This is a genomic window from Roseofilum sp. SBFL (assembly GCF_017746885.1).
Classification (GTDB): domain Bacteria; phylum Cyanobacteriota; class Cyanobacteriia; order Cyanobacteriales; family Desertifilaceae; genus Roseofilum.
This window is the reverse complement of sequence record NZ_JAGHZH010000115.1, coordinates 1-26087: the sequence shown is the minus strand read 5'-3', so window position 1 is coordinate 26087 and position 26087 is coordinate 1. Positions and strand designations below refer to the sequence as shown.

Genomic DNA, 26087 nt, shown 5'->3' with positions numbered 1-26087 from the left:
GCTGGTTGAGTTGCTTTCGTCGTGGCTTTTTAGTTCTTTTAGCTACAGCTATTCAGGGAGCGCGTTTGCCCCTTGGTTCTTTTTCTCCTCAGCTATTTCCCGTTCCTGATGGCTAAATCTTAAAATCATTCACTTGTAAGGGATGGGGAGGATGGGGGAGAGGGGGAGGATGGGGGAGAGGGGGAGGATGGGGAGGATGGGGAGGATAGAATAGAGAGAGTTAATGGAGTAGATGGGGCAGTTATGGAAGGAGAGAAACCATTGATTAGGACTCATGAAGATTTGGGTATTTATCAGTTAGCATTTGATGCGGCAATGCAAATTTTTGTCCATTCTAAAACGTTTCCTGTTGAAGAAAAATATTCATTAACTGACCCAGTTCGTTGTTCTTCTCGTTCCGTCTGTGCTAACTTGGCAGAAGCTTGGAGGAAAAGAAGATATAAAGCCGCTTTTGTCGCTAAATTGAATGACTGTGAGGCAGAAGCGGCTGAAACCCAAGTGTGGTTAAAATTTTCGGTTAAATGTCAATATCTGAATGTAGAACAAGGACGAGAACTCTATAAAATGTACAATCAAATCCTGAGTGAATTAGTAAACATGATTAACCATCCCGATGATTGGTTGCTTGATTAGGGTCTGACTCTATGAATTCCTGACATAAATTATGGAGACATCAATTGAATTATGCTGGCATTGAAATTTAATACCCTATTTCCCGAACCTCCCTTATCCCACCAGGATTCTGAAGACCGCTATTTGACCAATAGCGCCACTTGGGAATACTATGAAACCTTGCTGAATATCATTGGAGATAATGGCGGTTATCGCGTCACTTATTTAGATGGAGTTTTAGAAATCATGTCCACCTCTCGCCGCCATGAAACGGAAAAAACTCGGATTGGCAATTTACTAGAACTTTACTTTTTAGAAGCCGATATTGAATATTTTCCCTTTGGCTCCACTACCCTGAAACAGGAAGCAAAACGAGCAGGACTAGAAGCGGATGAAGGATACTGTTTTGGCACAGATAAAGATGTTCCAGATTTAGCGATTGAAGTGGTGGTTACCCATGGTGGGATTAATAAATTAGAAGTGTATCGACGCTTGCAAGTCCCTGAAGTTTGGTTTTGGCAAAATGGCAAGTTTTTAGTCTATCATTTGCGCTCCAATCTTCCGGTTGAATTAGAATCGAATCATGGTTATGAACAGATTGAAAACAGTGAGTTACTGCCGGAGATCGATCTCAACTTATTAGCAGAATGTGTTAAGAATCCCCAACCTTTAGCTGCGGCTAAGATTTGGCGAAATCACTGGCGATCGCCGACGCAACGAAACTGAGGTATAATCGGATAATAGAGTTATGCTTGATACATATTTGCGAAATGAAAGGCGATCGCAATCTTCTCCAACTCCCCCATATCCCCCTACAAACCAAAGAACTGTTTCCAGAGTTCTCCGGGATTTATTATGTTCTCGATCAAGCTCACAAGGTGTGGTACATTGGCAAAGCTAAAAACATCTGTAAACGCTGGAAAGGCAAAACCCATCATCGCATCGCTCAACTCGAAGCACAGAAGAAAACACACTTCACCATTTACTATGAGTTGGTGAGTCAAGATAAACTTGATGAAGTCGAGAAGCAGCGCATTGAAAAATATCATCCCCACTTAAACGAGAGTCCCGTCAAAGCGAAACAGGTATTACCCAGCGAAACCCTCTTACGAGAAACCTTAGTCGCCATTTCTGATTTTGCCTTTATCCTCGGTGTTGAACCTCCCCGTAAAGATATTGCAGATTCAGATCATAATTATTGGTGGTTTCACAAGAAATTGTTATCCCTGGATATCATTCACATTTCTATAGATAGAACTGCCTTCAAAGAAAAATATAATTTCAGCCTTGGTGGAAAAGAAAGCCCATTTATCAAGGCATCATTGAACTCTCGTAAAGCCTATGCTTCCAATTGGGAATCAGTTCGTTATATCGATGTCTATCGTTTATATGTCAATTGCTATGCCATAGAACTGTATGTGTATGATTATTGTTACTCTGAAGAAAAGATAAAAGAAATCCGCAAATATCATGATGTTAAGTTAGCCGGAAGATCGATCAAAGCGGTAACCCCTGAATCCTTAAGTCAAATGCAGTCAGAAACCGATGGCACATATTTTTATGGTCGTTTGTTTAAGCGCATGAGACCTTATGATGCAGATTTGATTAGGATTTTGTTTAATGAACCGATTGATGAGGATAAAATCAAAAATAAAATCACCACCATATGTGAAGATTATAAAACGGGTAAGCGAGGCTATGGCAGCCGCTCCAAAAAGTCAGGTACTATAACTGTAAAAGCTCTCTTGCACAAACGAGATATCGAGCCACAAAAATATAGTAATGAGGGTGCAATACGCTTTCTTCGTGGCACGGATAAAATTGGCTTGTTTGTCAAAAGTTTTAGTGCTGACTTGAAGAAGCCTTACAAACGGGAAAAATGGAGAGAAGATGGAGAATACAATTTCTCATTTGATCGTGAAGGAAGAAGAATTGATAATAATTCAAAAAAATCTGATAAACCTTTGCAGGAACGCGACCTTTATAATACCGCATACGGATTGATAGATAATCATGCAAGACACGCTAGTGCAGAGCGATTTGAAATCCTATATCTTTTAGCCAGCGTTGACCGACAATTTTGGCTATTAGTCGAAGAATATCTACAAGATTTTGCCTCTGTAAATCGCTGGGCTAATGGAGTCGGATATATCGATAAATTTTATGTTTCTCCCCGTAAAGTGCTAGTGCCTGCGAAAGGGAATATCAAAATCCTAGAAGTGGGTTCTGGTTTTGGTATTCCCTTTGGGCCGAGTGATGACTTTCCCACCTTTGAAACAGCCAAAGCAGAAATTAAGCGCCGTCTGCAAACCTCCGACTTACCGGAAATGAAGTTAACTTTTCAGCCAGAAAAAGTAAATTAGGAAATTTTATCCACAGGATTAGTTTAATAATTCTTCAAGTTTAACCTCTAGATTGCTTTCAAGATTATGCTATAGTATTTTCGTCATCAAAAAACGATTATGGCGTTGATAGCCAACTCGGTGATAAAGACGTTGTGCATCAGGATTTTCAAAATCAACTTCTAGATGCAGCGCTTGTATTCCTAACTCTTGACAGGTCTTCTCGACAAATAATAAAGTTTGAGTCCCGATGCCCTGTTGACGGTACTGGGGTCTCAGATAAAATTCATCGATAAATGCATCTCTGCCTCTGAATTCCAGACTATAACCCCAAACTACAATAACATAGCCAACAATTTCATCCTCTTGTTGAATCAGCAACAGTTGTCCTAAAGATGAATCGCTGATTAACTCTTCTAAAGCCTGAGCATCAAGTTTTTCATCAAACCCTAGTTTTTCACTGTGATGAAATTCTTGCACCAGTTGTAAAATGATCTCTAAATCAGTTAGCTCTGCTGCTCTGTAATGAATCATGATGATGCGCTCCCTCTGAACGTCAATACTTTATGGGTCAATTATGCAATACTTCCGTAAATTATGGCATGGAAAATATAAACTCCCCCTCCGCATCTTTCTCGGTGTAATTTTACTCTGCTTAACTCTCCGCTCTGTACCCTATCTTATCCCCATTCGCGCCCAAGATATCGCGCAAACGGACGGCGCACTCACCTTTGAAGACCGTCATGGACTGCCCTTGGGAACCCTGCTCACCCGCGACCAAGACCATACGATGGTGGTTCCCCTGGATGAGATTTCCCCCTACTTTATCCAAGCGATTATTGCGGCGGAAGATAAGCGCTATTATCAACATGGTTCGGTGGATTTTATTGCGGTTTCTCGTGCGATTTTAGAAGCGCTTCAAGCCAGAGAAATTGTTAGCGGAGCCTCCACTATTACGATGCAACTGGCACGGATGCTCCATCCCACCCCCCGCACTCTCCCCCATAAAGTGGGTGAAATTTGGACATCCTGGCGCTTAAGTGCGGGAATGGATAAGGATACAGTCCTGGCTGCGTATATTAACCGATTACCTATGGGAAGTAACCTCTATGGTGTGGAAGCGGCTGCTCGTAACTATTTTGGCCTTCCGGCTGCGGAGTTAAACTTAGCTCAAGCGACTCTACTTGCATCTCTACCGAATGACCCTATTGACCTTGACCCCTACCATAATTGGCAAGCTTTGAAAGCTCGGCAGCGTTATGTTTTAGACCGGATGGTAGCGGATAAGATGATTACGGCATTAGAGGCAGAACGGGCTTATAGTGAACAAGTTTATCTGCGATCGCGACAACAGGGAATCCTTGCCGCTCCCCATTTCCTCTTCTGGGTTGCCAAGCACCTTCCCACCACCGATGGGGGCACCGTCCGCACCACCCTAGATAGCACCCTACAACAGTTTGTCGCCACCCAAGTAGAGCAAGTGGTTGACGCTCTCGCCCCCAAACAAGTCCACCATGCAGCCGCCCTCGTCATTGATAATCATACTGGAGAAGTCCTTGCCTATGTGGGTTCTCCCAACTACTTTAACGATAGTCTGCAAGGGCAAAACGATGGGGTACAAGCCTTACGCCAACCGGGTTCCACCCTGAAACCTTTTCTCTACCAACTGGCGCTAGAACAACGGGTTATCCGTCCCCAAACCATCCTTGCTGACGTGCCCACCACGTATGCCATACCTGGAGCAAAACTATACCAACCGGTGGATTATAGCGAAACCTTTTTAGGGCCGGTGCGGGTGCGTTTAGCTCTGGCTAACTCCCTGAATGTGCCCGCCGTGCGCGTCCTCGAACAAGTGGGGGTTCCCCTGTTCCTCAACCACTTACGGAAACTGGGATTCACCCATCTAACTCACGATCCAGACTACTATGGATTAGGGTTAACATTGGGCAGTGGAGAGGTGAGTTTATGGGAGTTGGCGAGGGCTTATCTGAGATTGGCGCATCAAGGTAAAACCGTGCCTTTAGTTACCTATTTTGGAGAAGAAACAGAACAGCTAGAGGGCGCGTCAGAACCGACATCTTGGGAACTGGTGAGGGATATGTTAGGCGATCGCCATGCCCGTGCCACAGCTTTTGGGGTAGACTCTGTATTAAACTTGCCCTTTCCTGCGGCCGTCAAAACCGGGACATCTTCCGATTATCGCGATACCTGGACAGTCGGGTTTAGTGCAGATTATACAGTCGCGACTTGGGTGGGCAACTTTGACGGAACCCCCATGCAGCAAATTTCCGGAGTCATGGGTGCAGCCCCCCTCTGGCATCGAATTATGCAACACTTACACGAAACGACGGAACCCGCAGATTTTTCCCCTCCATCGGGTTTAGTTCACCACCCCATTTGTGCCGTTACCGGACAAATTCTTGATCAAAATAGATTTACATCTTCGCCAAAAGTAGGGGCGGGTTTATCTATATCTCCACCTATAAATCAAGTCCTTGGTAAACCCGCCCCTACAGAACCTAATTATATTTGTCCTTCTGCCATTGTTTTAGAATACCTTTATCCAGAAGATCTGGAAAAATCAAACGCTAAAAACCAGTCCATAGAACTACCTCCAGAATATAATGAATGGCTCTCCCAACAGCCAGAAAACCAATGGGACGGGCAACTGAGAATTGTTTTTCCTGAACAGGATGACCACTTCTTACTCGCTCCCCAAGCTGGGCAGGATAATCGCCTAGAATTTAAATTAGCGGGTAAGCGAGAAGAGCCTGTAGAATGGTGGTTAAATGGAGAAAAAATAGCCACAACCCAATCTCATTCCTTATTTTGGAATCTGAAACTGGGCAGTTGGCAACTCGAAGTCAAAACGGCAGGAGGTGAAGAGCGCGACACTATTATGTTTCAAGTCCAGGAAACTCCCCAAAAAACAACCCGCCGAGGCTTTTCTATTGCAGATTAAATACTTTTAATCCAAACATAGAACAGAGAAGATAGACGTTTTTGTGGCTTACCGATTACCCTTTACCAGCACCCAGCGCTATATATCTATGGCTATGCAATTAGATCAAGTAGTTCCCTTTGGGCGGTCACTTGATGAATATATTAACTTGTTCAACTTAACCGAATCCGACTTACACAAAACGATTCTCAGCATTGCAGATGGCCCAGCTAGTTTCAATGCAGAAGCGACTGCTCAAGGATATCACATCCAATCAGTCGATCCTCTCTATTGTTTTAGTGCCCAAGAGATTAAAGAGCGATTTTATGCGGTCGTTGATGATATTATCGACCAAATCGATCGCAGTCCACAGGATTGGATTTGGAGCTATCATAAGTCGCCCCAAGACTTAAGGCAAAATCGAGAAAGGGTTATCGAATTATTTACTCAAGATTATGAACTGGGAAAAGTAGAAGGTCGCTATCAAGTGGGTGAACTGCCCCATTTAAATTATTCCGATCTGGAATATGAAATCGGTTTATGTTCCCACTTTCTATTTTTGTATTCTGACCACTTTAATCAAGCGTTTCATCTCCAGTCTATCCAAGAACTCTTAAGAGTTTGTACAGAAGTCCGAATTTTCCCATTACTTACGTTAAATTTACAACAATCGCCTTATCTTCCTATGGTGATAGATACCTTAGACTATCAAGGCTATAATTGTCAAATTCAAACCGTTGAATATCAATTACAGCGCGGTGGCAATCAAATGCTCAAAATCACTCGAAAATCCAAATAATCAAGAATCCATCCCCGGAAAAGAATCGACAAGCTTTATTTTGATATCCGGGAAGCTGTTGACATATTGAATTTTGAAATCGGGAAAATGGTCTACTTGCTTCCATTTTCCACAAACATCAGGAAAATGCTTGACCCATTTTACCTTTAAATCCGGGAATGACTCAACCACTTGTACTTGAATATCTGGGAAATGTTCCACTACTTTCACCTTGCCATAAAGCTGGATACCTTTAAAACTACATTTTTCGGGATGAATACCATCATCGGTTATGCCGGGTATGGCTGCTAAAATCAGAGTCAGAAAAAGACTCAGACTGAAAAGGGCTATTCGTGGGAGCGATCGCTGCATTATTTCACCTCTTTCCACTACACCCAATTATGATATAATGTAGCGTTATCTCATCAGTATTTCAAAACGGTGTCTAGACCGATCGCTGTAGATTTATTTGCCGGTGCAGGAGGGATGACCCTAGGTTTTGAGCAAGCGGGGTTTGATATCTTGGCATCTGTAGAAATAGACCCCATTCACTGCGGAGTTCATGAATACAATTTTCCCCATTGGAAAATTCTTTGTGCAAACATTTCCCAGATTACAGCAGCAGAAATTCGGGAACAATCAGCTATTGGAAAGAAACCCATTGATGTTGTTTTTGGCGGGCCTCCTTGTCAAGGATTTTCTGTAATTGGGAAACGTGCTCTAGACGATCCTCGTAATGGATTAGTCTACCATTTTATCCGTCTAGTTGCCGATCTGCAACCTAAATTTTTTGTCATGGAAAATGTTAAAGGTATGGCGATCGGCCCCCATCGTTTCTTTATTGAAGAAATTATCGAAAAGTTTGCTTACCATAATTATCAAGTCCAGAATAGAGTCTTAAATGCTCGCGATTATGGCGTGCCTCAAAACCGAGAACGACTCTTTTTACTCGGATGTCGTCAAGATTTATCCCCTCCCCAGTTTCCCCTACCCTTAACCCAATTCACCTTAACTCAGACGAGCAAAAACGCTCCCTATTTTGATGCTCATCCGACCGTTAAAGATGCCATTGGAGGACTCCCTAAACTCTACCGCTATCCGGAGTTAGAAACCAGGGATTGGGTGAAAGCTGCTTTTAGAAACTATAGTCAGTATGGTAAACTCTTACATGGGATGTTAAGGTTAGTAGATGATTATTCCTATACGCGAAAGTATGACAAAACTCTGTTAACATCTAGCTTAAAAACTCATCACAGCCCTACATCTATCCAGCGATTTAAGGCAATAAAACCAGGAAAAATTGAACCGATTAGTCATTTTTTAAGATTAGATCCAAACGGACTCTGTAATACATTAAGAGCCGGTACACCGAGCGATTGCGGCGCATATACGTCTCCCCGCCCTATCCATCCCTTTGAACCGAGATGTATTACAGTTCGCGAGGCAGCCAGACTCCATTCTTACCCCGACTGGTTTCGATTTCATCGCACCAAATGGCACGGGTTTCGGCAAGTGGGGAATTCAGTCCCTCCTTTTTTAGCCAAAGCAGTAGCTGCGGAAATTTGCAAAGTTTTAGGCTATTCTCCCGTTCGTCCGCGCAAAACGATTCAACTCGATCGCACCCATTTATTAGAATGGGATAGTGCCAAAGCTGCTCGTTTTATCCAATCTAGGAAAAGGCCATAGCATAGAGAGGGCTTTGCGCTGTATTATTGTGGAGGATTGAGATAATGGCTGGGAATGGGAAAAACGGGCAGGTCTACAAATTCACGGACGGTTTTGAAGTATTCTTCTCCAGCTAAAGGGGCAACAGTACTATGATCGCCAGGGGGAAACAGCCAGAGTGCTTTGGGTTCAGGAGCCGCAGCAAAAAGTTCTTCGCTCATAAAGAAAGGAACGGCACGATCTTGTTGTCCATGAATGAAGAGGGTGGGCATTTTTAATTGGGGAACTTTTGTCAGGGAATTAAATTGATTTTTCAATAGAAGATCGATGGGTAAAATGTTAAGGAAAGGATAGCGATAATCACCCATCTGTCGCAGGGAAGTAAACGATCCTTCAATAATCAGATGGGAAATTTCGGGGTGTTTTGTGGCTAATTCGATCGCGATCGCGCCCCCTAGAGAATGACCATACACCACAATCTGTTCTGGTGCTATCCCCCGCTCGTTCACCAAGTATTCCCAGATGGTATCCGTATCTTCATAAACCTGGCTCTCCGTGGGAAATTCGCCCTTGGATTGACCATATCCGCGATAATCAAAGAGGAAGACGGAAAAGCCAAGATGGTAAAATCGGCCGGAGTGATAGGCGTTTGCACCGATGTTATCTGAGTTACCATGGAAATAAAGCAGCAGGCGATCGCTTCTTTCATTGGGAATCCACCATCCATGTAACTTGACTCCTGGTTCTACGGACTCCACCCAAACGTCCTCATAGTCTAAACCGATATCGGCTGGGGTGCGAGTAATTTCTTCTACGGGGAAAAAAATTAACCGGGTTTGAGTCGCCCAAAAATACCAACACAGCGTTCCATAGGCGATCGCCAAACCGACCAAAAAAATCCACAATTCTTGATGAAATAAAACCCTCAACATAATTTCTAGGGGGAATAACAACAAACGAAGAGCAACCCCGTGGCTATCCGTTCTCTTAATTCTAAAGAAAAAGAACCCAACCCCGGAGTTGTCTTAACTACAGAGAGGGTTGCTTTAAGTGCCAGCTTGTGGTTTGTTCGTAGGTGTGGGCAACTTGCAATAATAAATCTTCGCGCAATACATCGGAAATTAATTGTAGTCCAATCGGTAGTCCTTGTCGATCGAATCCGCAGGGAATGCTCAATCCTGGCAAACCGGCTAAATTAACGGGAATGGTCATTAAATCCGAGAGATACATGCTAATGGGATCTTTCGTTTTTTCACCAGCCTTAAATGCCGTAGTAGGAGCAGTGGGAGAAACCAATAAATCAACAGCCGCAAATGCTTTTTGAAAGTCTTTTTTAATCAACGTGCGTACCTTTTGGGCTTTGAGATAATAGGCATCATAATATCCCGCAGATAGGGCGTAGGTTCCAATCATAATGCGCCGTTTCACTTCTTGACCGAATCCTTGGGCACGGGTTTTTTCGTACATAGAGAGTAGGTTATCCCCCTCTTCGGCACGAAATCCGTATTTTACGCCATCATAGCGGGCTAGGTTCGCCGACGCTTCAGAGGGGGCGATAATATAATAGGCTGGTAAACCATAGCGGAAGTTAGGACAAGAAATGGTTTGAATTTCTGCCCCTAAATCTTGTAGATGACTAATGGCTTTTTTCACTGCTTCATCGACTTCTGGATCTAATCCTGTGCCAAAAGTTTCGGTGATGATCCCAATTCTGAGCCGCCCTTTCGATCTTAGGTTGGGTCTGAGTAAACTCACATAGTTGGGGATTTCAACATTCAGACTGGTGGAGTCTTTGGGATCGTAACCGGCGATCGCCTCTAAGACAATAGCCGCATCTTCCACCGTACGCCCAAAGGGCCCAATTTGATCCAACGATGAGGCATAAGCAACCAAACCATATCGGGACACTAACCCGTACGTCGGTTTTAAGCCGACAATGCCGCAAAACGAAGCCGGAAGCCGAATCGACCCCCCAGTGTCCGAGCCGAGGGATACAGGGCATTCTAAGCCAGCTACAGCCGCCGCAGAACCTCCGGATGACCCTCCTGGAACGCGAGTTATATCCCAGGGGTTAGCGGTGAGTTGATAGGCGGAGTTTTCCGTGGAGCTACCCATGGCAAACTCATCCAGGTTCGTTTTGCCAACGATAACCGCTCCTGCGTCTTTGAGCTTTTGAGTCACCGTAGATTCGTAGGGGGGGACAAAGTTCTGGAGAATCTTGGAGGCGCAAGTCGTGGGCACTCCAGGGGTACACATATTATCTTTAACGGCGATCGGAATACCCGTCAACGGCCCGATCTCGTCTCCGGCTGCTATTTTCTCATCAACAGCCTTGGCTTGGGTTAGAGCTTGTTCTCCCATCACCGCCAAAAAACTATGAAGCTTCGGTTCTAGGGTTTCAATGCGATCGAGTGCCTCTTGGGTCAATTCTACCGCCGATCGCTCTTTAGTCACAAGCTGTTGGTGCAACTCGCGGATGGATGCCATGCTTCTACCTTCTGTGTTTCCGATTTAGCGTCTTCAATCCTACCAAGATAGGGGGATGAGGGGATAGGGGGATGGGTAGGGATGGGTAGGGATGGGGAGATGGGGAGATGGGGAGATGGGGAGATGGGGAGATAGGGAGATAGGGGGACGCGGAGAGTTTTACAATCATTTTTAATTTTTAATTGATATCACTCGTAGACGGCGATAGTCGGCAAACCAACTATTCTGTTGATAAAGATGAGGGTGCAAAGTGGCTTCAATGCTGTTTAAGAGTTCTTCTCGTTCATTGAGGGGAACGGGGGAGAGTAAGTGAGAGGCAAACATTACGATCCAATTCCGTAAACCTTCCTCGCCTTCTAATACTGTTGGGCGATCGAACAGTTGGGCAAATCTCACTTCCAAACCGTTATTTTCGAGCAGGGATGCATATTCAGAAATACTGGGAAAATACCAAATTTTGGGGGGGGAAGAATAACCTTTAGCCGCTAGGGTTTCTTCAACAGCAGTAACAATCGCTTGCACATTCCCTTTTCCGCCAAATTCTGCCACAAAGCGTCCACCCGGTTTCAGGGCATTTTGAATGCCTTGAACTACAACTTCTGCATTCGTCATCCAATGGAGCGCGGCATTGGAAAAAATAGCATCAAAAACGTGAGTTTCGGATAACTTTTCCCCATTCTCTAACTTAAACTCAATCTGGGGATAATTCGCCTGAGCTTGGGCAATCATAGACTCAGAATTATCGCAGCCAATAACCGTGGCTCCAGATTCGGCAATTTTAGCGGTTAAATGACCCGTTCCACAACCGATATCGAGGATAAGTTCTCCAGGTTTGGGGGAGAGTTGGGTGACTAAGTCTGTTGCCAGTTGAGAAACATAGTGATGTTTGCTCTCGTAAAGTTCGCTATTCCAAGTTTGAGTCATACTAACAGCTCGTCTAGCTTAGGTTGGCAATCGGCAAAGGATAAAGCCTCTTCATCCAGATAGCCCGTTGAGTTGGCATACCATGAGTTCCTTGCTGGAATCTTCACGTTACCACATCTATGCGATATATAGCCCTTCTTTCTTCTATGAAGTACAGCTTCAAGTCTTAGACTCGCTCGCAACACAAGCGATTGCCATTCGTGCCTATTCCCTCTTCCCTAGCGCGAAGCGCTATAATATCGAATCGATAAAATTCAGGCTATTCCCATGACTGCTTCTGATTCTACCGCTCAAGCTGGTGGTGGTTTACCAGTGATTCAATATCTTGTGAAGCGCGAGTATTTTGTTTAAGGCTAAGATCGATTTTGTGTTTATACGCGTCTACTCGATCGACTGTAGGAGTGGGGTTTGGGAATCCATCATTTTGTGTGCTAAATTTGGGTGAAACCGCCCCTACAAAATCATCATTAACTATTAATTGTTCATTGTCCCATGTCCTACTGTTTGAACCCCCATTGCAGATTCCCCCAAAATCCCCAGGGCGCGAAATACTGTCAAACTTGTGGGCAAAGCCTGATCCTGAAACAACACTATCAAGCGATTAAAAAAATTGGCCAGGGGGGATTTGGATGCACGTTTCTTGCTCTTGATAGGAGCCAAGAAATTACGCGCCGTTGTGCCATCAAACAATTAATCTTTGCTAGCCAAAATCCCGATCAGATCAGTAAAGCAACCGACTTATTTGAACAAGAAGCAAAACGGCTCTATCAACTGGGAAATCATCCCCAAATCCCCAAATTTTATAATTATTTCTACGAAGGCGATCGCTATTATTTAGTCCAAGAATATCGACCCGGAGAAAATCTAGAGGTCATTTTAGAGCAAACGGGAAAATGGACAGAGCCTCAAATCCGGGACTTACTAAAAAAACTTTTACCTGTTCTCAATTATATCCATGACCGGCAAGTCATTCACCGGGATATTAAACCCGCTAATATTATTCAAGGCTTAAATGGCGAATATAGTTTAGTCGATTTTGGCTCCGCCAAATATGTGACGGAAACTGCCCTCTTCAACACTGGAACTACCATCGGTTCCCCCGAATATGTGGCTCCCGAACAAATTCGAGGTAAAGCTATTTATGCCAGCGATCTATACAGCTTAGGGGTCACTTGTTTATACCTTTTAACTCATGTGTCTCCCTTCCTTCTTTTTGATAACTCAGAAGCGGTTTGGGTGTGGCGCGAATACTTAGGAGACACTCAAATCAGTGATAAACTGGGAGCCATTTTAGATCGGTTTATTCAGGTTGGAACTAAACACCGATATCGCTGTGCTAGGGATGCTTATCATGCTCTCAAACCTGAAAAAAAACTGCCACCACCTCCTCCCCCACGCCCGCAATTTTTCCTGCCTTCAGAGGCAAAAAACTGGCGCTGTGTGCAAACCTTAGAGGGGCATCGAGGTTCAGTTTCTGCCTTGGCGATCAGCCCCGATGGACAATTGTTAGCCAGTGGTAGTTTTGACTGTTCGATCAAAATTTGGAATCTAGAAACAGGGGGTTTAGAAGAAACTTTAAACTTTCATTCTCAACCAGTTCTCACGTTGGCGTTTAGTCCTGTAGAACATCAATTGGCTAGTGGCAGTATTAATGATGCGATTAAGATTTGGGACTTTGGTACGGGAACGGTGTATTGTACTCCCCTAGAGCATTATCAGAGTGCGGTAACTCTCTCTTTAGCGTATCATCCCCAGGGAAAGGCGATCGCCAGTGGCGGAGACGATCGCCGATTGCAAATTTGGTTTATTGAGAGCGATAATGCTACCCATCACTGGCGCGATCGCCATCAGTCCATCCTTCATCCCCGTGGGATCAATACTGTTGCCTTTAGTCCAGAGGGGGAATACATTGCGTCTGGAAGTAGTGGTAATCAAATCTATTTGTGGCGTGTAGACACTGGAGAACCCATCACCCAACTGAATGGACATCAAGGAGATATTAATGCGATCGCCTTTAGTCAAGATTCCCAATACTTAGCTAGTGGTAGTAGCGATCTAACCGTAAAACTTTGGCATTTATCTCAACCGAGTCAAAACCCTTCATCCCAGCATACCTTTTTACCCTCTCCTGACTGGGTAAGAGCAGTTACCTTTAGCTCAGACAATCAACAACTTATTGCCGGAAGTGCTGATGGTAGCTTAATGATCTGGGATTTAAATACCTTGAAAATCAGACAGACTTTGAGGGAACATCTCAAGGACATTAACGCGATCGCCATTAGTCCGCGGCGATCGCTCATGGCTACTGCAAGCCGCGATACCACCATCAAGATTTGGATCGGGGACTAACTGAGAATAATGATATCTTAATTCAATACATAACTGACTCGCTTGTTCTGTCAGTTCCTTATGTCGATCTGGATCTGTGGTTCGCTTAATATCATCAAGCAAATATAAAATCTCACTGAGCCTACGATAGGTTAACTGTCTTTCTTCCAGGAGCATTGCCGGATGAATACACATAAGTCATAAAATCAACACTTTCTTTGTATAGTATTGCTGAAAAAAGATTGATTGACCTCATCTTATCGGGTGAACTAAGTGGATGATTTTCTCGATCGTTGCCCCTGAGTGATTACTCCGCCATCCGTATAGTCCCTTCGTGTAATCAGCAATCAGCAATAGGACATCACTCCATCGCTGGGTTACAATTAAATAATCAACAGGCATCTTAACCTTTGTTTATATTTCTCTAGATTTGTGCAACTCGGAACTCTTTACGGCATTGGGATCGGTACAGGCGATCCAGAATTAATTACCCTCAAAGGGTTGCGGCAACTGCAAAACGCTCCTGTCGTTGCCTTTCCCTCCGGACTAAACAACCAACCCGGTGTAGCTGAAACCATCATCCAACCCTGGCTCAAGCCCCAACAAACCCAACTCTCCCTCACCTTTCCCTATCTACAAGATGAAACCCTTTTGTACCAAGCTTGGACAGATGCAGCTCAACAAGTTTGGTCTTACCTTCAACAAGGACAAGATATCGCCTTTGCTTGCGAAGGCGATATTAGTTTTTATAGTACCTTTAACTATCTCGCCCAAACCCTAACCAAACAACATCCCCAAGCCTCCATAGAAGTGATTCCTGGCATCGCCTCACCCATGGCAGCCGCAGCCGTTCTCGGACTCCCTCTCACTATTCGGGATCAACGGTTGACCATTTTACCGGCACTTTACCACATCGATCGCCTAGAACAAGCCTTAAACTCTTCAGAAGTCGTTGTCTTAATGAAAGTCAGTTCCGTTTATGGACAAGTATGGCAATTTCTCAAAGAGCGTAATCTACTCAAACAAGCTTATATTGTCGAACGAGCCACCCAACCCAACCAAAAAATCTATACTAATCTAGAACAATTTCCCCAACTCCCCCTCTCCTACTTCTCCCTGCTGATTATCATGGGGAGTAATTAGTCGGCAGTAGAGGGAAACGCCGAAACGGAAACACGAGAATTCCCCATCCCCTATTCCCTATTCCCTATTCCCTATTCTCTTCCCATGACTTACTCTCCCCTCTTTCCCCAACAACGGCAACCTGTTCTCCAACCCTTTTGGATTGCCACGATCGCCTCCGTTGCCTTTCATGGGCTATTGTGGATTAACATCCCCACCAGAAGTGGCAACTCGCGCACTTCCCTGAATACAGTTGACTTAGTCGAACTGACTCCCGAACAATTAGAACGTCTGCCCAATCTCAACAGCCCTTCCCAACTGACTCTACCTCCCATTAATCCTGAAGCATGGCAACCGCAACAACCCATTGCCAATACTCCTGGCAATAGTTCAGTTAATAGTTCCAGTGCTGGAAATCCCTCTTCCTTTGTCTTACCTCCCCCCCGTGCGTCTCTGGAGCTACCTCCGCCCCCCGTTTTGCAACTCCCTCCCATTTCTTCTAATTCTCCTTATCGAGAGCCTTTAGTTATACCCACCTTACCCCCACCGCCTCCTGCCAATCCTCCCGTTTACGATGATGCAAATCCCTTGCCCATACTGCCTCCAACCGATCTCGATTTAGAGATTAATCGGTTAGCTGATAATCCAGAAGAGGACATTGAAACGCCGCTTCCCCCCGAACCTCTAGAACCGATAGAAGAAGAACAGCCTGAAGAGACAGAACCGGGTGTATTACCCAGTAGAATACCAGAAGCGGCGATCGCCGATTTGCGTCGCCGACAAGAAAAATACCGCCAACAAGAACCCGAATCAGAGGACACCCCAGAACCTCAATCTTCTCCAGTGGCTACACTTCCTCCAGAAGACGAAATTCCCGAATCAGAAGACACCCCAGAACCTCAACCTTCTCCAGTTACTGCACTTCCTCCAGAAGACGAAATCCCCGAACCAGAGGCAACCCCTGAACCTGACGATCCCCTGTTAGCAGAAATCCAAGCCTTGCGGGAGGCGATCGTCTATGATCCAGAAGGAACCAGTCAAGAAGAAGCCACTGCTACCCTAGAATCCTGGATTAACAACCTTCCCACCCGGTATAAAAATAATAGAAACAGTTCCCTGTGGCAGCAACAAGAAATTGAAGTCCCCCTACCCGTTCTCGCCTGTCGCAACCAACTGCAAGGACGAGCCACCATCGGTGTTGTCGTCGATCCTGAAGGGGAAATTATACAAGAAGCCCAGCTCATTCAAAGTACAGGATATGGCATTTTGAATGAAGCCGCATTAGAAGCCGTACAAGCCAAAGTTTTTGAGCTAACCGACGATCCTCAACTGTACCTACTCAAAATCACGTTTGAACCTCTAGACACTTGTGGTTAATGTCGCCCCATGATCCACTTGGAACAACTCAAGATTTTTCCTGAGCTGTGAGAGGAATTTGTTCGACGTAATTCTCACCAGGATTGAAGCGATCATATCTCGATGAACCGTTTTTTCTTTAGTGTAAAGCATGTTTTTGCATCGCTTATGTTCCTGTTTGAGGTAAGCTAAACAATCAGCATACACCCCCTTATTCACCAGTAGACATAAAATTTCGCGGTACTCATTTTCCTCAATCCCTTTATATCTTAATTCTTCCAGTCGATTACATTCTTGGGCATTGGACCTTTGAGTCATTAAATAGACCGCTAGTGTTAACTTTCCATTAATAAAATCAGAAAATTGATCTTGATAGGGTTTTTCCAATTTTGAGAGGCACTGTACAGGAAGAGCAAAATCACCAAAATCATTGGCTGCCTGAGTTGCAGATCCATAAATCGCTCCCATTTCATAGAGTAAATGATCGGGTTCTCCTGCAACGATCGATCCGGCTAAAAAACAACTGCCATAGAATACACCAGAGAGCAATCTACATCGTTGCTGATATGCATCTAGAAATTCATTATACTCTGGATATTCTCCTATTCTAGATACTTTTAGTTCCTGAATATCCATCCTCTGACCCAAATAAATTTGGTGGTTGATTTTGCTCAACAGTGGTATAAGCGCTGTCATACCGTAATCCTCTAGAATCTGTTGGGCAATTTCTCTGAGTTGAAATCCAGCAATGACCAAGTTTCGTTTACTCTCACTCGTTTCATAACCATGCTTCTCATCAAGAAACCAGTTGATGACATAAGTTGAACAATTTAGAATCTCAAAACTAGCACAAACAGGAGTAAGTTCTTTCCAGTTTTTCCCTCCATTAATCTCATAACCCGTTCGGATTTGTAGATCCCGTAACCGTGGATGACCATACCGCTTCATTGGGAGTTGTTTCACTTCCTCATTCAAATGGTCTGTATAATGCTTAATGATCGCATCAGTCTCCTGAGAGATCTCAGTCATCATTTCAAAATACTTACTCATTAACAACTCCTTTTTTCATAGACATGGTATTGATTTTCATGATTGGATATAGAGATAAGTCCCACCGCTTCCAGCATCTTTTCCACAGATTCTAAATCCACTAATCGCATTTTTACCTGCTGTTGTCCAACAAGCTCCTTTTGATGATAGCAGTGATAGTCTAAGATCAGATATTGCTCATCATCAACCCTTTTTTGGGCGATCTTTCTCTCGAATACAATATTATCATCCAGTTGTTCCTGCTTGGTATGATTGGAATTGGATGAAATAATAATTAAACGTCCTCCATCACATAAGTGTGCTGCAACCCGTTCAAAACTTCGCTCAAGGGTAGCCCAATCTAAAATGTGGCTTGCCAGTAGAACACGATCGCCATCATTGACAAATGCCCAGGCTCCACCACGGGAATAGGCAATATCGAAGAGTTTGTCAACAGACAAATTACTGATATCTTCACAATAAAGCTCAACTTGACTCCCTAAACATTCTTCTGCTTGTTGAAGTAGTGAGGCACTTGTATCTACTCCAACTATCCGCAGGTTAGGTCGCAAATGAAGGATTTGCTCGACCAGCAACCCAGTTCCAATTCCCACATCCAAGATAGTTTGCCCATCACCGAAAAGGTCAATGAGATCGGTGGCAATTGCTTGATAATCTCGATTCCGCTGAACAAAGGCATTATAGAAATCAGACATGCCTTGATATAGGTCAGTTACCGTCATAAAGTTTTTAGCTATTCTTGAAGGATTGACTCACAGATTTAGTAAACCATTTAAATATCGATCCCTCAACCTCTGATTGATGAACTCTCTAAAGCTCTCCACCCTAATCCTTGTCTTCCTTAGCTTATTAACAGGAACTCATCCTACCCCCTCTGTTGAGCGCCAATCATCAGTTGCTTTCTCTCAAACTTCCACGTTTGAAGACAGAAGTTTAGCCCTGCGACAACAGATTGCCTCCCAAGATTTAGAAGACCTAGAAATTTGGTGGCAAAAGCGGAATATAGGTGACCCCCATAAATACCTTCTGCCGGTCATCCTTGCCCGTCTGTCGCTTCCTACAGAATATAATGCCGAAACGACCTGGCAAGCCCTCCAACGGCTCAATGAAGCAAAAAATGACCTCTATCACTTCCGCAGTATTTTTGACATTCGTATCTGGTTTGAGTTTGGCGCAAATTTACCGCTAGCTTTAGCAGCAGACTATCGCAGCCAACTGGAAGCCAAGCGGGTAGAACAATGGAATGAGTCGGGAACCGAGAACCATATGTTTATGCAGCGAGTGTCCGGTTTAGCCTTGATGGATGGTAGCGGTTGGCCGGTGGCTTATCCAGCGACTGAGGCAACCAATGAGGCGTGGTTGCGATCGGAAATTAATAAGTTTCTCACCATTGGCCAAGGGGAATTTCACTCGTCTACCTATTATGGCTATTCGATCGCCGGATTACTCAATCTCTACGATTTTGCCCAAACCCCAGAACGCAAAGCCTTAGCGAAAGCTGCCCTAGACTGGTTGGCTACCAACATGGCTCTTCGCTTAAGTTGGGGAACCGCAGGCGGCGCAGAAAGTCGCGGATTTGACCGAGGAACCTGGGATGAGAGTGGACTGTCCACCGTTGCCTGGGTTTGGTGGGGAGATGAACCAGAAACTTCTCACAGAATGCGCTCTAGTGCTTCGAGAGTGGGACTTCCGGCTGCCTTGAGTACCTATCGCCCTCCCGAACATTTAAAGGACATTGCCCAGAAAAATATTACTCTTCCCTTGGAACTGCAAGCCAGCCATCCGGTTTACTATTCCTATCACCAAGATAATCAATTTTGGGAAACCTTCTATATCACGCCAGATTACAGCCTGGGCACACTCATTAATCCTGGGCGTTCCTACCAAGTCAAGGGTACAATCAATGCCCAGTATGCTACTTATAAGTTAGTGGTTCGAGATCCCCAAGGCGAAAACAATGCGGTCATTTCCTTAGCCGGAACTTATCATACGCCTATGGCAACGGGTAGCTCTCCTGGCGATCAATATTTACAACATCAAGGAACCGTTCTCTACCAATTGCGCCTGTCTCCCGAAGATCTCGCTGCTGGAGTGCCTCCCTTGTCCCATCTCGTTTTACCCTCCCGCTATGGCCAACCCCAACGATATCAAGACTGGTATATTTGGCAAATCGAAAACACTTGGCTCTGCGCTCGTCCGTGGGGAGAGGAGATCGAATGGCGCTCTTCAGTCTCAGACCAGGGTAAACAGGTAGACTATCAAGTGCTAGCTGCTCATGGCCCGAATACGGCTTGGATTACGGAAATTGTCTCGACTGGCGATTATTCCAATTTCAGCGAACTGACGCAAGCTCTGAGCCAAACACAACCCCAGTTCAGTAAAATGCGTTTAAGGTACCAAAGTTTACCCAAACCCAGTGAAAAGTCTTCAGACTCTATCCAATTATCCCTCGCCTATATCCCCAAAAGGGGTAAAGGATTAGGGAGAATTAATGGTAAAGTCAAAACTCTAGATAACTGGCCAGTCCTAGATTCCCCATTGATCCAACAACCGCTTAATCAAGGACGTTTAGAGTATAGTGGAGGCGATCGCCTCTGGCAACTACATAGCACACCCACTGGACCCGAATGGCGACCTTGAGGCAAGGTATGCGGCAACACAGGGACACCAAGCAATAACCGATTGCCTAATTCCCATTCCCTATTCCTGACAATCATAGGTTAGGATATAAGGTACTTAAGCTTATCCTGAACTAAGGTAAGCGCCCTGTGTTTGCCCTTCAACTTGTTAACCTTGCCGGATTTCATAAGTGATATGACTAATGAAAATGATCTGATCAAACGTCTTAGCCCCAGTGCAATGGATCAGATCCTGTTATATCTAGCCTTTATTGCCATGAGAAATAGTGGCCATCGCCATGGGGCTTTCTTAGACGCTGCCGCTACTGCTGCTAAATGCGCGATTTATACGACTTACATGGAGCAGGGGCAAAACTTGCGAATGACGGGGCATCTGCACCACATCGAACCCAAACGAGTTAAAGTCATTGTTGAAGAAGTTCGGCAAGCGCTCACAGAAGGAAAACTGCTGAAAATGTTGGGGTCTACCGAACCCCGCTATCTGATCCAATTTCCCTATGTCTGGATGGAAAAATATCATTGGCAACCGGGAAAGTCTCGCGTTTTGGGAAATAATTTAGTTTCGGAAGAAAAACAAGATATTGAATCTAAACTTCCCCCCCATCTACCCGATGCCCAAGTGATTCCCTCATTCCAGTTTATGGATCTGATTGAATATTTGCATACGCGATCGCAACAAGACTCCAATCTTCCTACTGACCGGCAACTTCCCCTCAGCGAAGCTCTTGCCGAACATATTAAGCGTCGTTTGATCTATTCTGGGACAGTTACCCGCATTGATGTCCCTTGGGGAATGCCCTACTACGCTCTCACTCGCTCCACCTATACTCCTGTCGATCAGGAAGAGAGAAAATATGTCTTAGTCGAAGATACAGCCCGCTATTTTCAACTGATGCAAGAATGGGCAGAAAGTCCTTCAGAACAGAAACCCCACGTCATGCGTATCCTAGAGGAAATGGATATCCCCCCAGAACGCTATGAACAAGCCATGGAAGAACTCGATGAAGTCATTCGTGCGTGGGCAGACCGCTACCATGAAGATGGGGGCAAGCCAATGGTTCTTCAGATGGTGTTTGGTCCCTTGGAGTTGTAGGCAGAGACTCCAGAAAGTTCGGACACAGCTCTCTAGTGGTTTTGGAACTCAAAGGCAATTGCCCAAGTCAGGAGAATAGCGTCTAAAAACTGGCACAGAATTGCGATTCCACCTAAGATTTAGGTAGGAATTGCTATGTAAATCGATAAATGTTGAGGTAAAGAAGATTGATTAAGTCATTGGTTCAATGGGGAAGTCGCTTGAGTTTAATGGGGACTCTACTATTGAGTCCTGTCGTTGGTCTGAGCTTGATGCCCTCAGCCGCTATTGCGATTCCGGAAGCACAAATAGAACGAAAATTACAGGGTATTCCGGTTTATGCAATTAGTAATGAAGAAGGGGTTTTACTGACGGTTTCCGTTCCTCGCGATCGAGAAAAACCGGATGAGGGTCGGATTTCTTTAACTCGTGTTTTTATTAGTCAAACGGATGCTCAAAGTTTTTTAGCTCAGGTACGCGAAAGTAATCCTGATATTCCTCAAGGAATGAGTGCGCGGGCAATGCCGTTGAGTGAAGTATATAAGTTACATCAAGAATACAAGGATGCGGAAGAACCGTTAGTGTTTCAGTTTCAGCCTAAAGATGAACAGGTCAATCAAGCTCGAACTGTGTTGCAGCAACAAGGAGATCCAGAGTTAGCGAATGCGTTTCAGGGTGTTCCTCTCTTTATGGCTAAAGCAGGGGAAGATCAGGGGTATTTGACGATTCAAAATGGCGATCGCCAAGCGGTTTTGGCCTTTTTTGACCATGGAGATTTAGAACAAGCTCTGGAAGAGTATAAAAAGCAGAATAGCGATGCTAATTCCCAAATTGTGGTTCAAGTGACTACTTTAGAACGGTTGATGGATTTGTTGATTACTGAAGACGATCCGTTTTTGCAAAAAGTGGAGTTGATTCCGACACCAGAATCTCGCAGTTTTCTGCAACAGGAAATAGAACGTCGGCAGTCGGGAAATTAATAAGGTACACCCTGATTTATGGTTTCGGGATTAGAGTTGGCTGCCTGGCGAAAACAGGCACAGGAAGAGGCGATCGCGGCGAATATTCCTCCGTCTGAGGTGGATGGGTTGCTGCGATCGCTCTCTCGTCTCGATACCCTCAGTTTACGCCTAGAGTCATTTAAGTCTCATCCCGATATTCCTTTATCTCGTCCCTGGTTAGACATTCAGCAACTCTGGAAAGAGCGAATTGAGACTAGGGTTCCCCTCCAGTATTTGATCGGGGAATTAACTTGGCGAGATTTGGAGCTACACGTGGCTCCTGGGGTATTAATTCCCCGTCCAGAAACCGAGCTGTTCATTGATTTAGTCCTGGCTTCTGATGTGGGGCAAATGGGCGGGGATTGGGCAGATTTAGGCACGGGAAGTGGGGCGATCGCGATCGGTTTAGCCCAAGCTTTACCTCAGATTACCGTTCATGCGGTCGATCGAAGCCCAGAAGCATTGGCGATCGCCCGCGCCAATGCTGCCCAATATCCCTTTAACTCTCAAATCCAGTTTTACCAGGGCTACTGGTTTACCCCTCTTCACCCTCTCAAAGGCCAATTGGTGGGCATGGTTGCTAACCCCCCCTATATTCCAACAGGCTTAATTAACCAATTACAACCCGAAGTTGCCGATCATGAACCCCATCTTGCCCTTGATGGCGGATCGGACGGCTTAGACTGTATCCGCACCCTGATTAGTACGGCTCCCGACTATTTACGCTCTGGAGGGTTATGGATCGTGGAAATGATGGCAGGACAAGCCAAACAAATAGAACAATTACTGGTTGAGAATGGTAATTATGGTCAAATTGAGATCCACAAAGACTTAGCTGGAATTGAACGCTTCGCCTTAGCTTCTCGGCGATAGTTGTATACTAATAACATAGGGGCAAACGTCCGTTCACCCCTAGATTCGTCTTCATTTCATGCGGATGGCGAGACTCGAACTCAACGTTCATATCATGGCTAACGCTATCTAATGAGCTAGAAGCTTTGCCAAATCTGCCTTGTAGAACCTTGAAAAGGAAATAGGCAGAAAATAGGCAGATGTCTGACAATTACACTAAACAGGCATGGTCGATGGTAAATGAGTATTTCCACTCTAACTCCATTGACCCATCCAAGTACGTTGACCCATGAGCTAGTAAGGGCTTACCTCAAGGCTTGCCAGAAGAGTACTCCCAAGGGGGTCTCTATCAGCAAGCAAGGCAATCGGCTCTACCTCCGGTTCAAGACGGCGACAAAGCCTGCTACAGCTAACAATTCCTGTAACGAGTCATTTACCCGCGATGAAACAAAGGCAACAGTAATAGTGAAGAGCGTATGGACTTGTTGGAGCGCTTGGAAGCCCTCTTTCCCGGAGTAAAGATTGCCTATTTAACCGGTGACCGGGAGTTTGTTGGTAAGCCTTGGCTCTTATTTGTGATGATAGACCAGCCAATTCCCTTCCGTCTGCGCATTCGTCAAACCGACAAGATTAGTCGAGGTCGGGGTCAACCGGCCATTGCTGGTGTTCATCTGTTTCGCTCTCTCTCCATCGGTGAGCAGCGAGTTCTACCGGGACGACGCTGGGTTTGGGGTCGCCCGGTTTATGTCATAGGAGTGCGCCTTGAGCCCAAACAGAAGAAACAAAAAAGTGATGATGATTTTCTTATTCTCATCACCGAACACTCTCCCCGCAATGCTTTGGCCGACTATGGTCGTCGCTGGGGGATTGAAACCCTCTTTGGAGCACTCAAGAAGCAGGGATTTTGCCTAGAATCGACTCATTTTACCGAGCGCGAGCGTCTATCGAAGTGGCTGGCTCTTTTAGCCCTGGCCTTTGTCTGGGCGATGAAAGCCGGAATCTGGCGATACCCCTCTTCTGTCACTCTCCGAGTTCAATGAATAGGAAATCTGCCAATTATCCGGAAGGATAAAAGGATTGAAATTGATTAACGGTGTTTATCAATTTATTAAATCCCCTCCATAAATAAGAACTCGGAACAACATCTAACCACGGAACAATTGACCAGAATAGAAGGGTCGGCTGAATCAGTAAACGAAAATTCTTCAAGATACTTTTCCAACTGCCAGAGCGATCCCACTGTGAGTGGACAGAACAATCTCCTTGAACTTTAGCACTTTTTATCTTCTGGGATTCTGAATTATTTAATCACAAAAATGGTTGACTATTCAAACTAATCATTAAATAAGCACTCATGATCATCTCCCACCATTTTTCAATCTGGGCATATTGAGTTAATCTATAATCTGTCCACCCCAATTCTTGCTTACATTGTCTAAATGCATATTCGACCCAGGTTCTCATACCATAAAGGTTCCCAATTGTCTTTTTCATCTGATTTCTTGTTTCTTGAATGTTAGTCATCACCCAAGATGTTGAGTTTTCGGGCAGGGTAGAAGTGTCTGTCGTTATTTGCCAATACGTTCGCTTTCTTCGGTGACCAAATATAATCTCTCTGATGTATCGCTCTTCTGAGGTTTGATCGCTAAAAACTCTCTTTAATTTATACCATCTATTCTCTCTAACCCTTTCATGATTTGGCATTAGGACTGAATGATTCCTTCTAATTGATAAGACATAACATAAGTTCTCTTCCTCTAATTTTCTCACAAATGTGCTACCTTCACCATAGAGACTATCCGCTAATACTAATTTAATCTTAAAGCCATAATCTCTCAATTCATCAATGAGGTCTGAGGCGATTTCAATCTTACTTTGGTAAACGTCTCCTTTCTTTAAGGTTCCTTCAGGCTTAAACACTTTACACAGAAGTGGAAAGGTGATATTTTGATAGACTCCATAAGCATTAACTGACACTATACCTTGATCGATTTTTCCTACACTTCCTAAGTATTGCCGAGCTACATAATCGGTTTTCTTTCCTTTTTTCCGATCTCCAGTCTCATCAATAATCACGATGATTTCTTCTTCCCTTAAGGCTTCTAGGGTTTTTCTTAATCTCCGGTTTCTTAATTCCTTGACAGACCAAGGGGAATTGGCTATAAAATGGTGTAAGGATTGAGGAGATTTGATGCCAACACCTTTAGCTATTTCTGGAAAGGTCTTTCTGGGGATAGGAGAAATAATTCCTAAATGTAAGTATTTAAAATATTCATAACTTCTCACGTCACTAAACATCTCTTGATAGGAGTCACAATATTGATCGACAACCGAAACTGTGGTTTCTGGCGATCTCGGCAAATGTTTTAAGATCTGTAACTCTACATCCATTGCTCTATCTCGCTTTTAGCTATTGATACTCTATTTTATTCTATCTTAATTCTCGGAGAGTGACAGAAGAGGGATACAGCGCTTCGCGCTGTCATGAGGTACAATGTAAGGTGAAGAAATTTGAGGGATCTTAAGAGGAAATGAAAGCATATTCAGTAGATTTACGAGAAAAAATAGTCAAAGCTAATTTAATCGAAAAAAACTCAATTAGACAAGTAGCTAAGAGGTTTTCGGTAAGCAAAAGCTTAGTGCAAAAATTAGTAAAACAACAAAAAAATGAGGGACATGTAGAGCCGAAACGTCCAGGAAAACCCCAGTTAAGTTATCTGAATAATGCTGAATCTCAACAACAAGTCAAAGAGTTGGTGGCACAACATCAAGATGCTACTTTAGCCGAACTGTGTGAATTATTTGCAGAACTCACAGGAAATTGGGTGAGTGCTACAGCCATGTGGCGGTGTTTACAAAAATTAGGACTATCTCGTAAAAAAAACACGATGCAGTAGTCAAGCAGCAACTCAAAGAGG

General features: G+C 44.4%; 21 protein-coding genes and 2 pseudogenes. 15 read left to right on the top strand and 8 right to left on the bottom strand.

From position 1 onward, the window contains the following. Positions 1-243 precede the first annotated feature (243 nt). Genes J7545_RS12685 through J7545_RS12675 form a run of 3 tightly spaced genes read left to right on the top strand, consistent with a single transcriptional unit; the run spans position 244 to position 2975 of the window. Positions 244-633: a four helix bundle protein gene (locus tag J7545_RS12685; protein WP_318697995.1), complete on the top strand. Its 390-nt coding sequence runs from the start codon at positions 244-246 to the stop codon at positions 631-633. Positions 634-684: 51 nt separating this feature from the next. Further along, entirely contained in the window at positions 685-1338 is a 654-nt protein-coding gene (locus J7545_RS12680; RefSeq protein WP_318697994.1) for a Uma2 family endonuclease, read from the top strand. Beyond that, on the top strand, positions 1299-2975 hold the full coding sequence (locus tag J7545_RS12675; RefSeq protein WP_318697993.1) for a GIY-YIG nuclease family protein: 1677 nt from the start codon (positions 1299-1301) through the stop codon (positions 2973-2975). The genes J7545_RS12680 and J7545_RS12675 overlap by 40 nt, the downstream gene beginning before the upstream one ends. A gap of 69 nt (positions 2976-3044) precedes the next feature. Here J7545_RS12675 and J7545_RS12670 read toward each other — a convergent pair whose 3' ends face one another. Next, positions 3045-3488, bottom strand: coding sequence for a GNAT family N-acetyltransferase (locus J7545_RS12670; RefSeq protein WP_318697992.1), 444 nt, complete (start codon positions 3486-3488; stop codon positions 3045-3047). A gap of 43 nt (positions 3489-3531) precedes the next feature. Between J7545_RS12670 and pbpC the strand changes: the two genes are divergently transcribed. Further along, entirely contained in the window at positions 3532-5916 is a 2385-nt protein-coding gene (gene pbpC, locus J7545_RS12665) for a penicillin-binding protein 1C (RefSeq protein ID WP_318697991.1), read from the top strand. Between the two features lie 88 nt (positions 5917-6004). After that, on the top strand, positions 6005-6694 hold the full coding sequence (locus J7545_RS12660) for an SAM-dependent methyltransferase (RefSeq protein ID WP_413038752.1): 690 nt from the start codon (positions 6005-6007) through the stop codon (positions 6692-6694). On the opposite strand, the gene J7545_RS12655 is transcribed toward J7545_RS12660, so the two are convergent. Further along, positions 6695-7045 (bottom strand): hypothetical protein, encoded by a 351-nt coding sequence (locus tag J7545_RS12655; RefSeq protein WP_318719629.1) that lies wholly within the window; start codon positions 7043-7045, stop codon positions 6695-6697. Between the two features lie 69 nt (positions 7046-7114). On the opposite strand from J7545_RS12655, the gene J7545_RS12650 reads away from it, so the two are divergent. After that, positions 7115-8359, top strand: a complete 1245-nt coding sequence (locus J7545_RS12650; RefSeq protein WP_318697988.1) for a DNA cytosine methyltransferase — start codon at positions 7115-7117, stop codon at positions 8357-8359. Positions 8360-8382: 23 nt separating this feature from the next. Here J7545_RS12650 and J7545_RS12645 read toward each other — a convergent pair whose 3' ends face one another. The 3 genes from J7545_RS12645 to J7545_RS12635 all read right to left on the bottom strand — a co-directional run bounded on the left by J7545_RS12645 (position 8383) and on the right by J7545_RS12635 (position 11749). Further along, positions 8383-9270 (bottom strand): alpha/beta hydrolase, encoded by an 888-nt coding sequence (locus J7545_RS12645; protein WP_318697987.1) that lies wholly within the window; start codon positions 9268-9270, stop codon positions 8383-8385. Between the two features lie 97 nt (positions 9271-9367). Continuing rightward, positions 9368-10825: an Asp-tRNA(Asn)/Glu-tRNA(Gln) amidotransferase subunit GatA gene (gene gatA, locus J7545_RS12640; protein ID WP_318697986.1), complete on the bottom strand. Its 1458-nt coding sequence runs from the start codon at positions 10823-10825 to the stop codon at positions 9368-9370. A 171-nt stretch (positions 10826-10996) separates the two neighbouring features. Further along, the gene (locus J7545_RS12635) at positions 10997-11749 is read right to left on the bottom strand and encodes a class I SAM-dependent methyltransferase (RefSeq protein WP_318697985.1); all 753 of its coding nucleotides are present in this window, start codon (positions 11747-11749) and stop codon (positions 10997-10999) included. 492 nt (positions 11750-12241) lie between these two features. Between J7545_RS12635 and J7545_RS12630 the strand changes: the two genes are divergently transcribed. The 3 genes from J7545_RS12630 (at position 12242) to J7545_RS12620 (ending at position 16576) form a co-directional block, all read left to right on the top strand. Next, on the top strand, positions 12242-14098 hold the full coding sequence (locus J7545_RS12630; RefSeq protein ID WP_318719628.1) for a WD40 repeat domain-containing serine/threonine-protein kinase: 1857 nt from the start codon (positions 12242-12244) through the stop codon (positions 14096-14098). Between the two features lie 411 nt (positions 14099-14509). Further along, the gene (locus J7545_RS12625; protein ID WP_318697983.1) at positions 14510-15220 is read left to right on the top strand and encodes a precorrin-2 C(20)-methyltransferase; all 711 of its coding nucleotides are present in this window, start codon (positions 14510-14512) and stop codon (positions 15218-15220) included. A gap of 84 nt (positions 15221-15304) precedes the next feature. After that, on the top strand, positions 15305-16576 hold the full coding sequence (locus J7545_RS12620) for an energy transducer TonB (protein WP_318697982.1): 1272 nt from the start codon (positions 15305-15307) through the stop codon (positions 16574-16576). Here J7545_RS12620 and J7545_RS12615 read toward each other — a convergent pair. Beyond that, entirely contained in the window at positions 16559-17605 is a 1047-nt protein-coding gene (locus J7545_RS12615; protein ID WP_318697981.1) for a polyprenyl synthetase family protein, read from the bottom strand. The genes J7545_RS12620 and J7545_RS12615 overlap by 18 nt on opposite strands. Continuing rightward, entirely contained in the window at positions 17605-18300 is a 696-nt protein-coding gene (locus J7545_RS12610) for a class I SAM-dependent methyltransferase (protein WP_318697980.1), read from the bottom strand. The genes J7545_RS12615 and J7545_RS12610 overlap by 1 nt, the downstream gene beginning before the upstream one ends. 106 nt (positions 18301-18406) lie before the next feature. On the opposite strand from J7545_RS12610, the gene J7545_RS12605 reads away from it, so the two are divergent. The 5 genes and pseudogenes from J7545_RS12605 to J7545_RS12585 all read left to right on the top strand — a co-directional run. Then, positions 18407-20245, top strand: a complete 1839-nt coding sequence (locus tag J7545_RS12605) for a hypothetical protein (protein ID WP_318719627.1) — start codon at positions 18407-18409, stop codon at positions 20243-20245. 174 nt (positions 20246-20419) lie between these two features. Beyond that, positions 20420-21337: a heterocyst differentiation master regulator HetR gene (gene hetR / locus J7545_RS12600; protein WP_318697978.1), complete on the top strand. Its 918-nt coding sequence runs from the start codon at positions 20420-20422 to the stop codon at positions 21335-21337. A gap of 167 nt (positions 21338-21504) precedes the next feature. Then, positions 21505-22296, top strand: a complete 792-nt coding sequence (locus tag J7545_RS12595; protein ID WP_318719626.1) for a Tic22 family protein — start codon at positions 21505-21507, stop codon at positions 22294-22296. 18 nt (positions 22297-22314) lie between these two features. Beyond that, positions 22315-23190 (top strand): peptide chain release factor N(5)-glutamine methyltransferase, encoded by an 876-nt coding sequence (gene prmC, locus J7545_RS12590; RefSeq protein ID WP_318719625.1) that lies wholly within the window; start codon positions 22315-22317, stop codon positions 23188-23190. A 428-nt stretch (positions 23191-23618) separates the two neighbouring features. After that, positions 23619-24179 (top strand): annotated as a pseudogene (locus J7545_RS12585) (IS4 family transposase); the annotation flags it as partial. Between the two features lie 46 nt (positions 24180-24225). On the opposite strand, the pseudogene J7545_RS12580 reads toward J7545_RS12585, so the two are convergent. Further along, positions 24226-25560 (bottom strand): annotated as a pseudogene (locus J7545_RS12580) (IS701 family transposase). A gap of 140 nt (positions 25561-25700) precedes the next feature. Here J7545_RS12580 and J7545_RS12575 point away from each other — a divergent pair. Beyond that, positions 25701-26066, top strand: a complete 366-nt coding sequence (locus J7545_RS12575) for a transposase (RefSeq protein WP_318719623.1) — start codon at positions 25701-25703, stop codon at positions 26064-26066. Positions 26067-26087: the final 21 nt, after the last annotated feature.

Bases quoted from the DNA above. Each gene is read 5' to 3' on its own strand.
- J7545_RS12680 (WP_318697994.1), top strand. From the start codon at position 685: ATGCTGGCATTGAAATTTAATACCCTATTTCCCGAACCTCCCTTATCC.
- J7545_RS12660 (WP_413038752.1), top strand. From the start codon at position 6,005: ATGGCTATGCAATTAGATCAAGTAGTTCCCTTTGGGCGGTCACTTGAT.
- hetR (WP_318697978.1), top strand. From the start codon at position 20,420: ATGACTAATGAAAATGATCTGATCAAACGTCTTAGCCCCAGTGCAATG.
- J7545_RS12655 (WP_318719629.1), bottom strand. From the start codon at position 7,045: ATGCAGCGATCGCTCCCACGAATAGCCCTTTTCAGTCTGAGTCTTTTT.
- prmC (WP_318719625.1), top strand. From the start codon at position 22,315: ATGGTTTCGGGATTAGAGTTGGCTGCCTGGCGAAAACAGGCACAGGAA.
- J7545_RS12620 (WP_318697982.1), top strand. From the start codon at position 15,305: ATGACTTACTCTCCCCTCTTTCCCCAACAACGGCAACCTGTTCTCCAA.
- J7545_RS12605 (WP_318719627.1), top strand. From the start codon at position 18,407: ATGAACTCTCTAAAGCTCTCCACCCTAATCCTTGTCTTCCTTAGCTTA.
- J7545_RS12635 (WP_318697985.1), bottom strand. From the start codon at position 11,749: ATGACTCAAACTTGGAATAGCGAACTTTACGAGAGCAAACATCACTAT.
- J7545_RS12630 (WP_318719628.1), top strand. From the start codon at position 12,242: ATGTCCTACTGTTTGAACCCCCATTGCAGATTCCCCCAAAATCCCCAG.
- J7545_RS12670 (WP_318697992.1), bottom strand. From the start codon at position 3,488: ATGATTCATTACAGAGCAGCAGAGCTAACTGATTTAGAGATCATTTTA.
- pbpC (WP_318697991.1), top strand. From the start codon at position 3,532: ATGCAATACTTCCGTAAATTATGGCATGGAAAATATAAACTCCCCCTC.
- J7545_RS12685 (WP_318697995.1), top strand. From the start codon at position 244: ATGGAAGGAGAGAAACCATTGATTAGGACTCATGAAGATTTGGGTATT.
- J7545_RS12610 (WP_318697980.1), bottom strand. From the start codon at position 18,300: ATGTCTGATTTCTATAATGCCTTTGTTCAGCGGAATCGAGATTATCAA.
- J7545_RS12645 (WP_318697987.1), bottom strand. From the start codon at position 9,270: ATGTTGAGGGTTTTATTTCATCAAGAATTGTGGATTTTTTTGGTCGGT.
- gatA (WP_318697986.1), bottom strand. From the start codon at position 10,825: ATGGCATCCATCCGCGAGTTGCACCAACAGCTTGTGACTAAAGAGCGA.
- J7545_RS12615 (WP_318697981.1), bottom strand. From the start codon at position 17,605: ATGAGTAAGTATTTTGAAATGATGACTGAGATCTCTCAGGAGACTGAT.
- J7545_RS12575 (WP_318719623.1), top strand. From the start codon at position 25,701: ATGAAAGCATATTCAGTAGATTTACGAGAAAAAATAGTCAAAGCTAAT.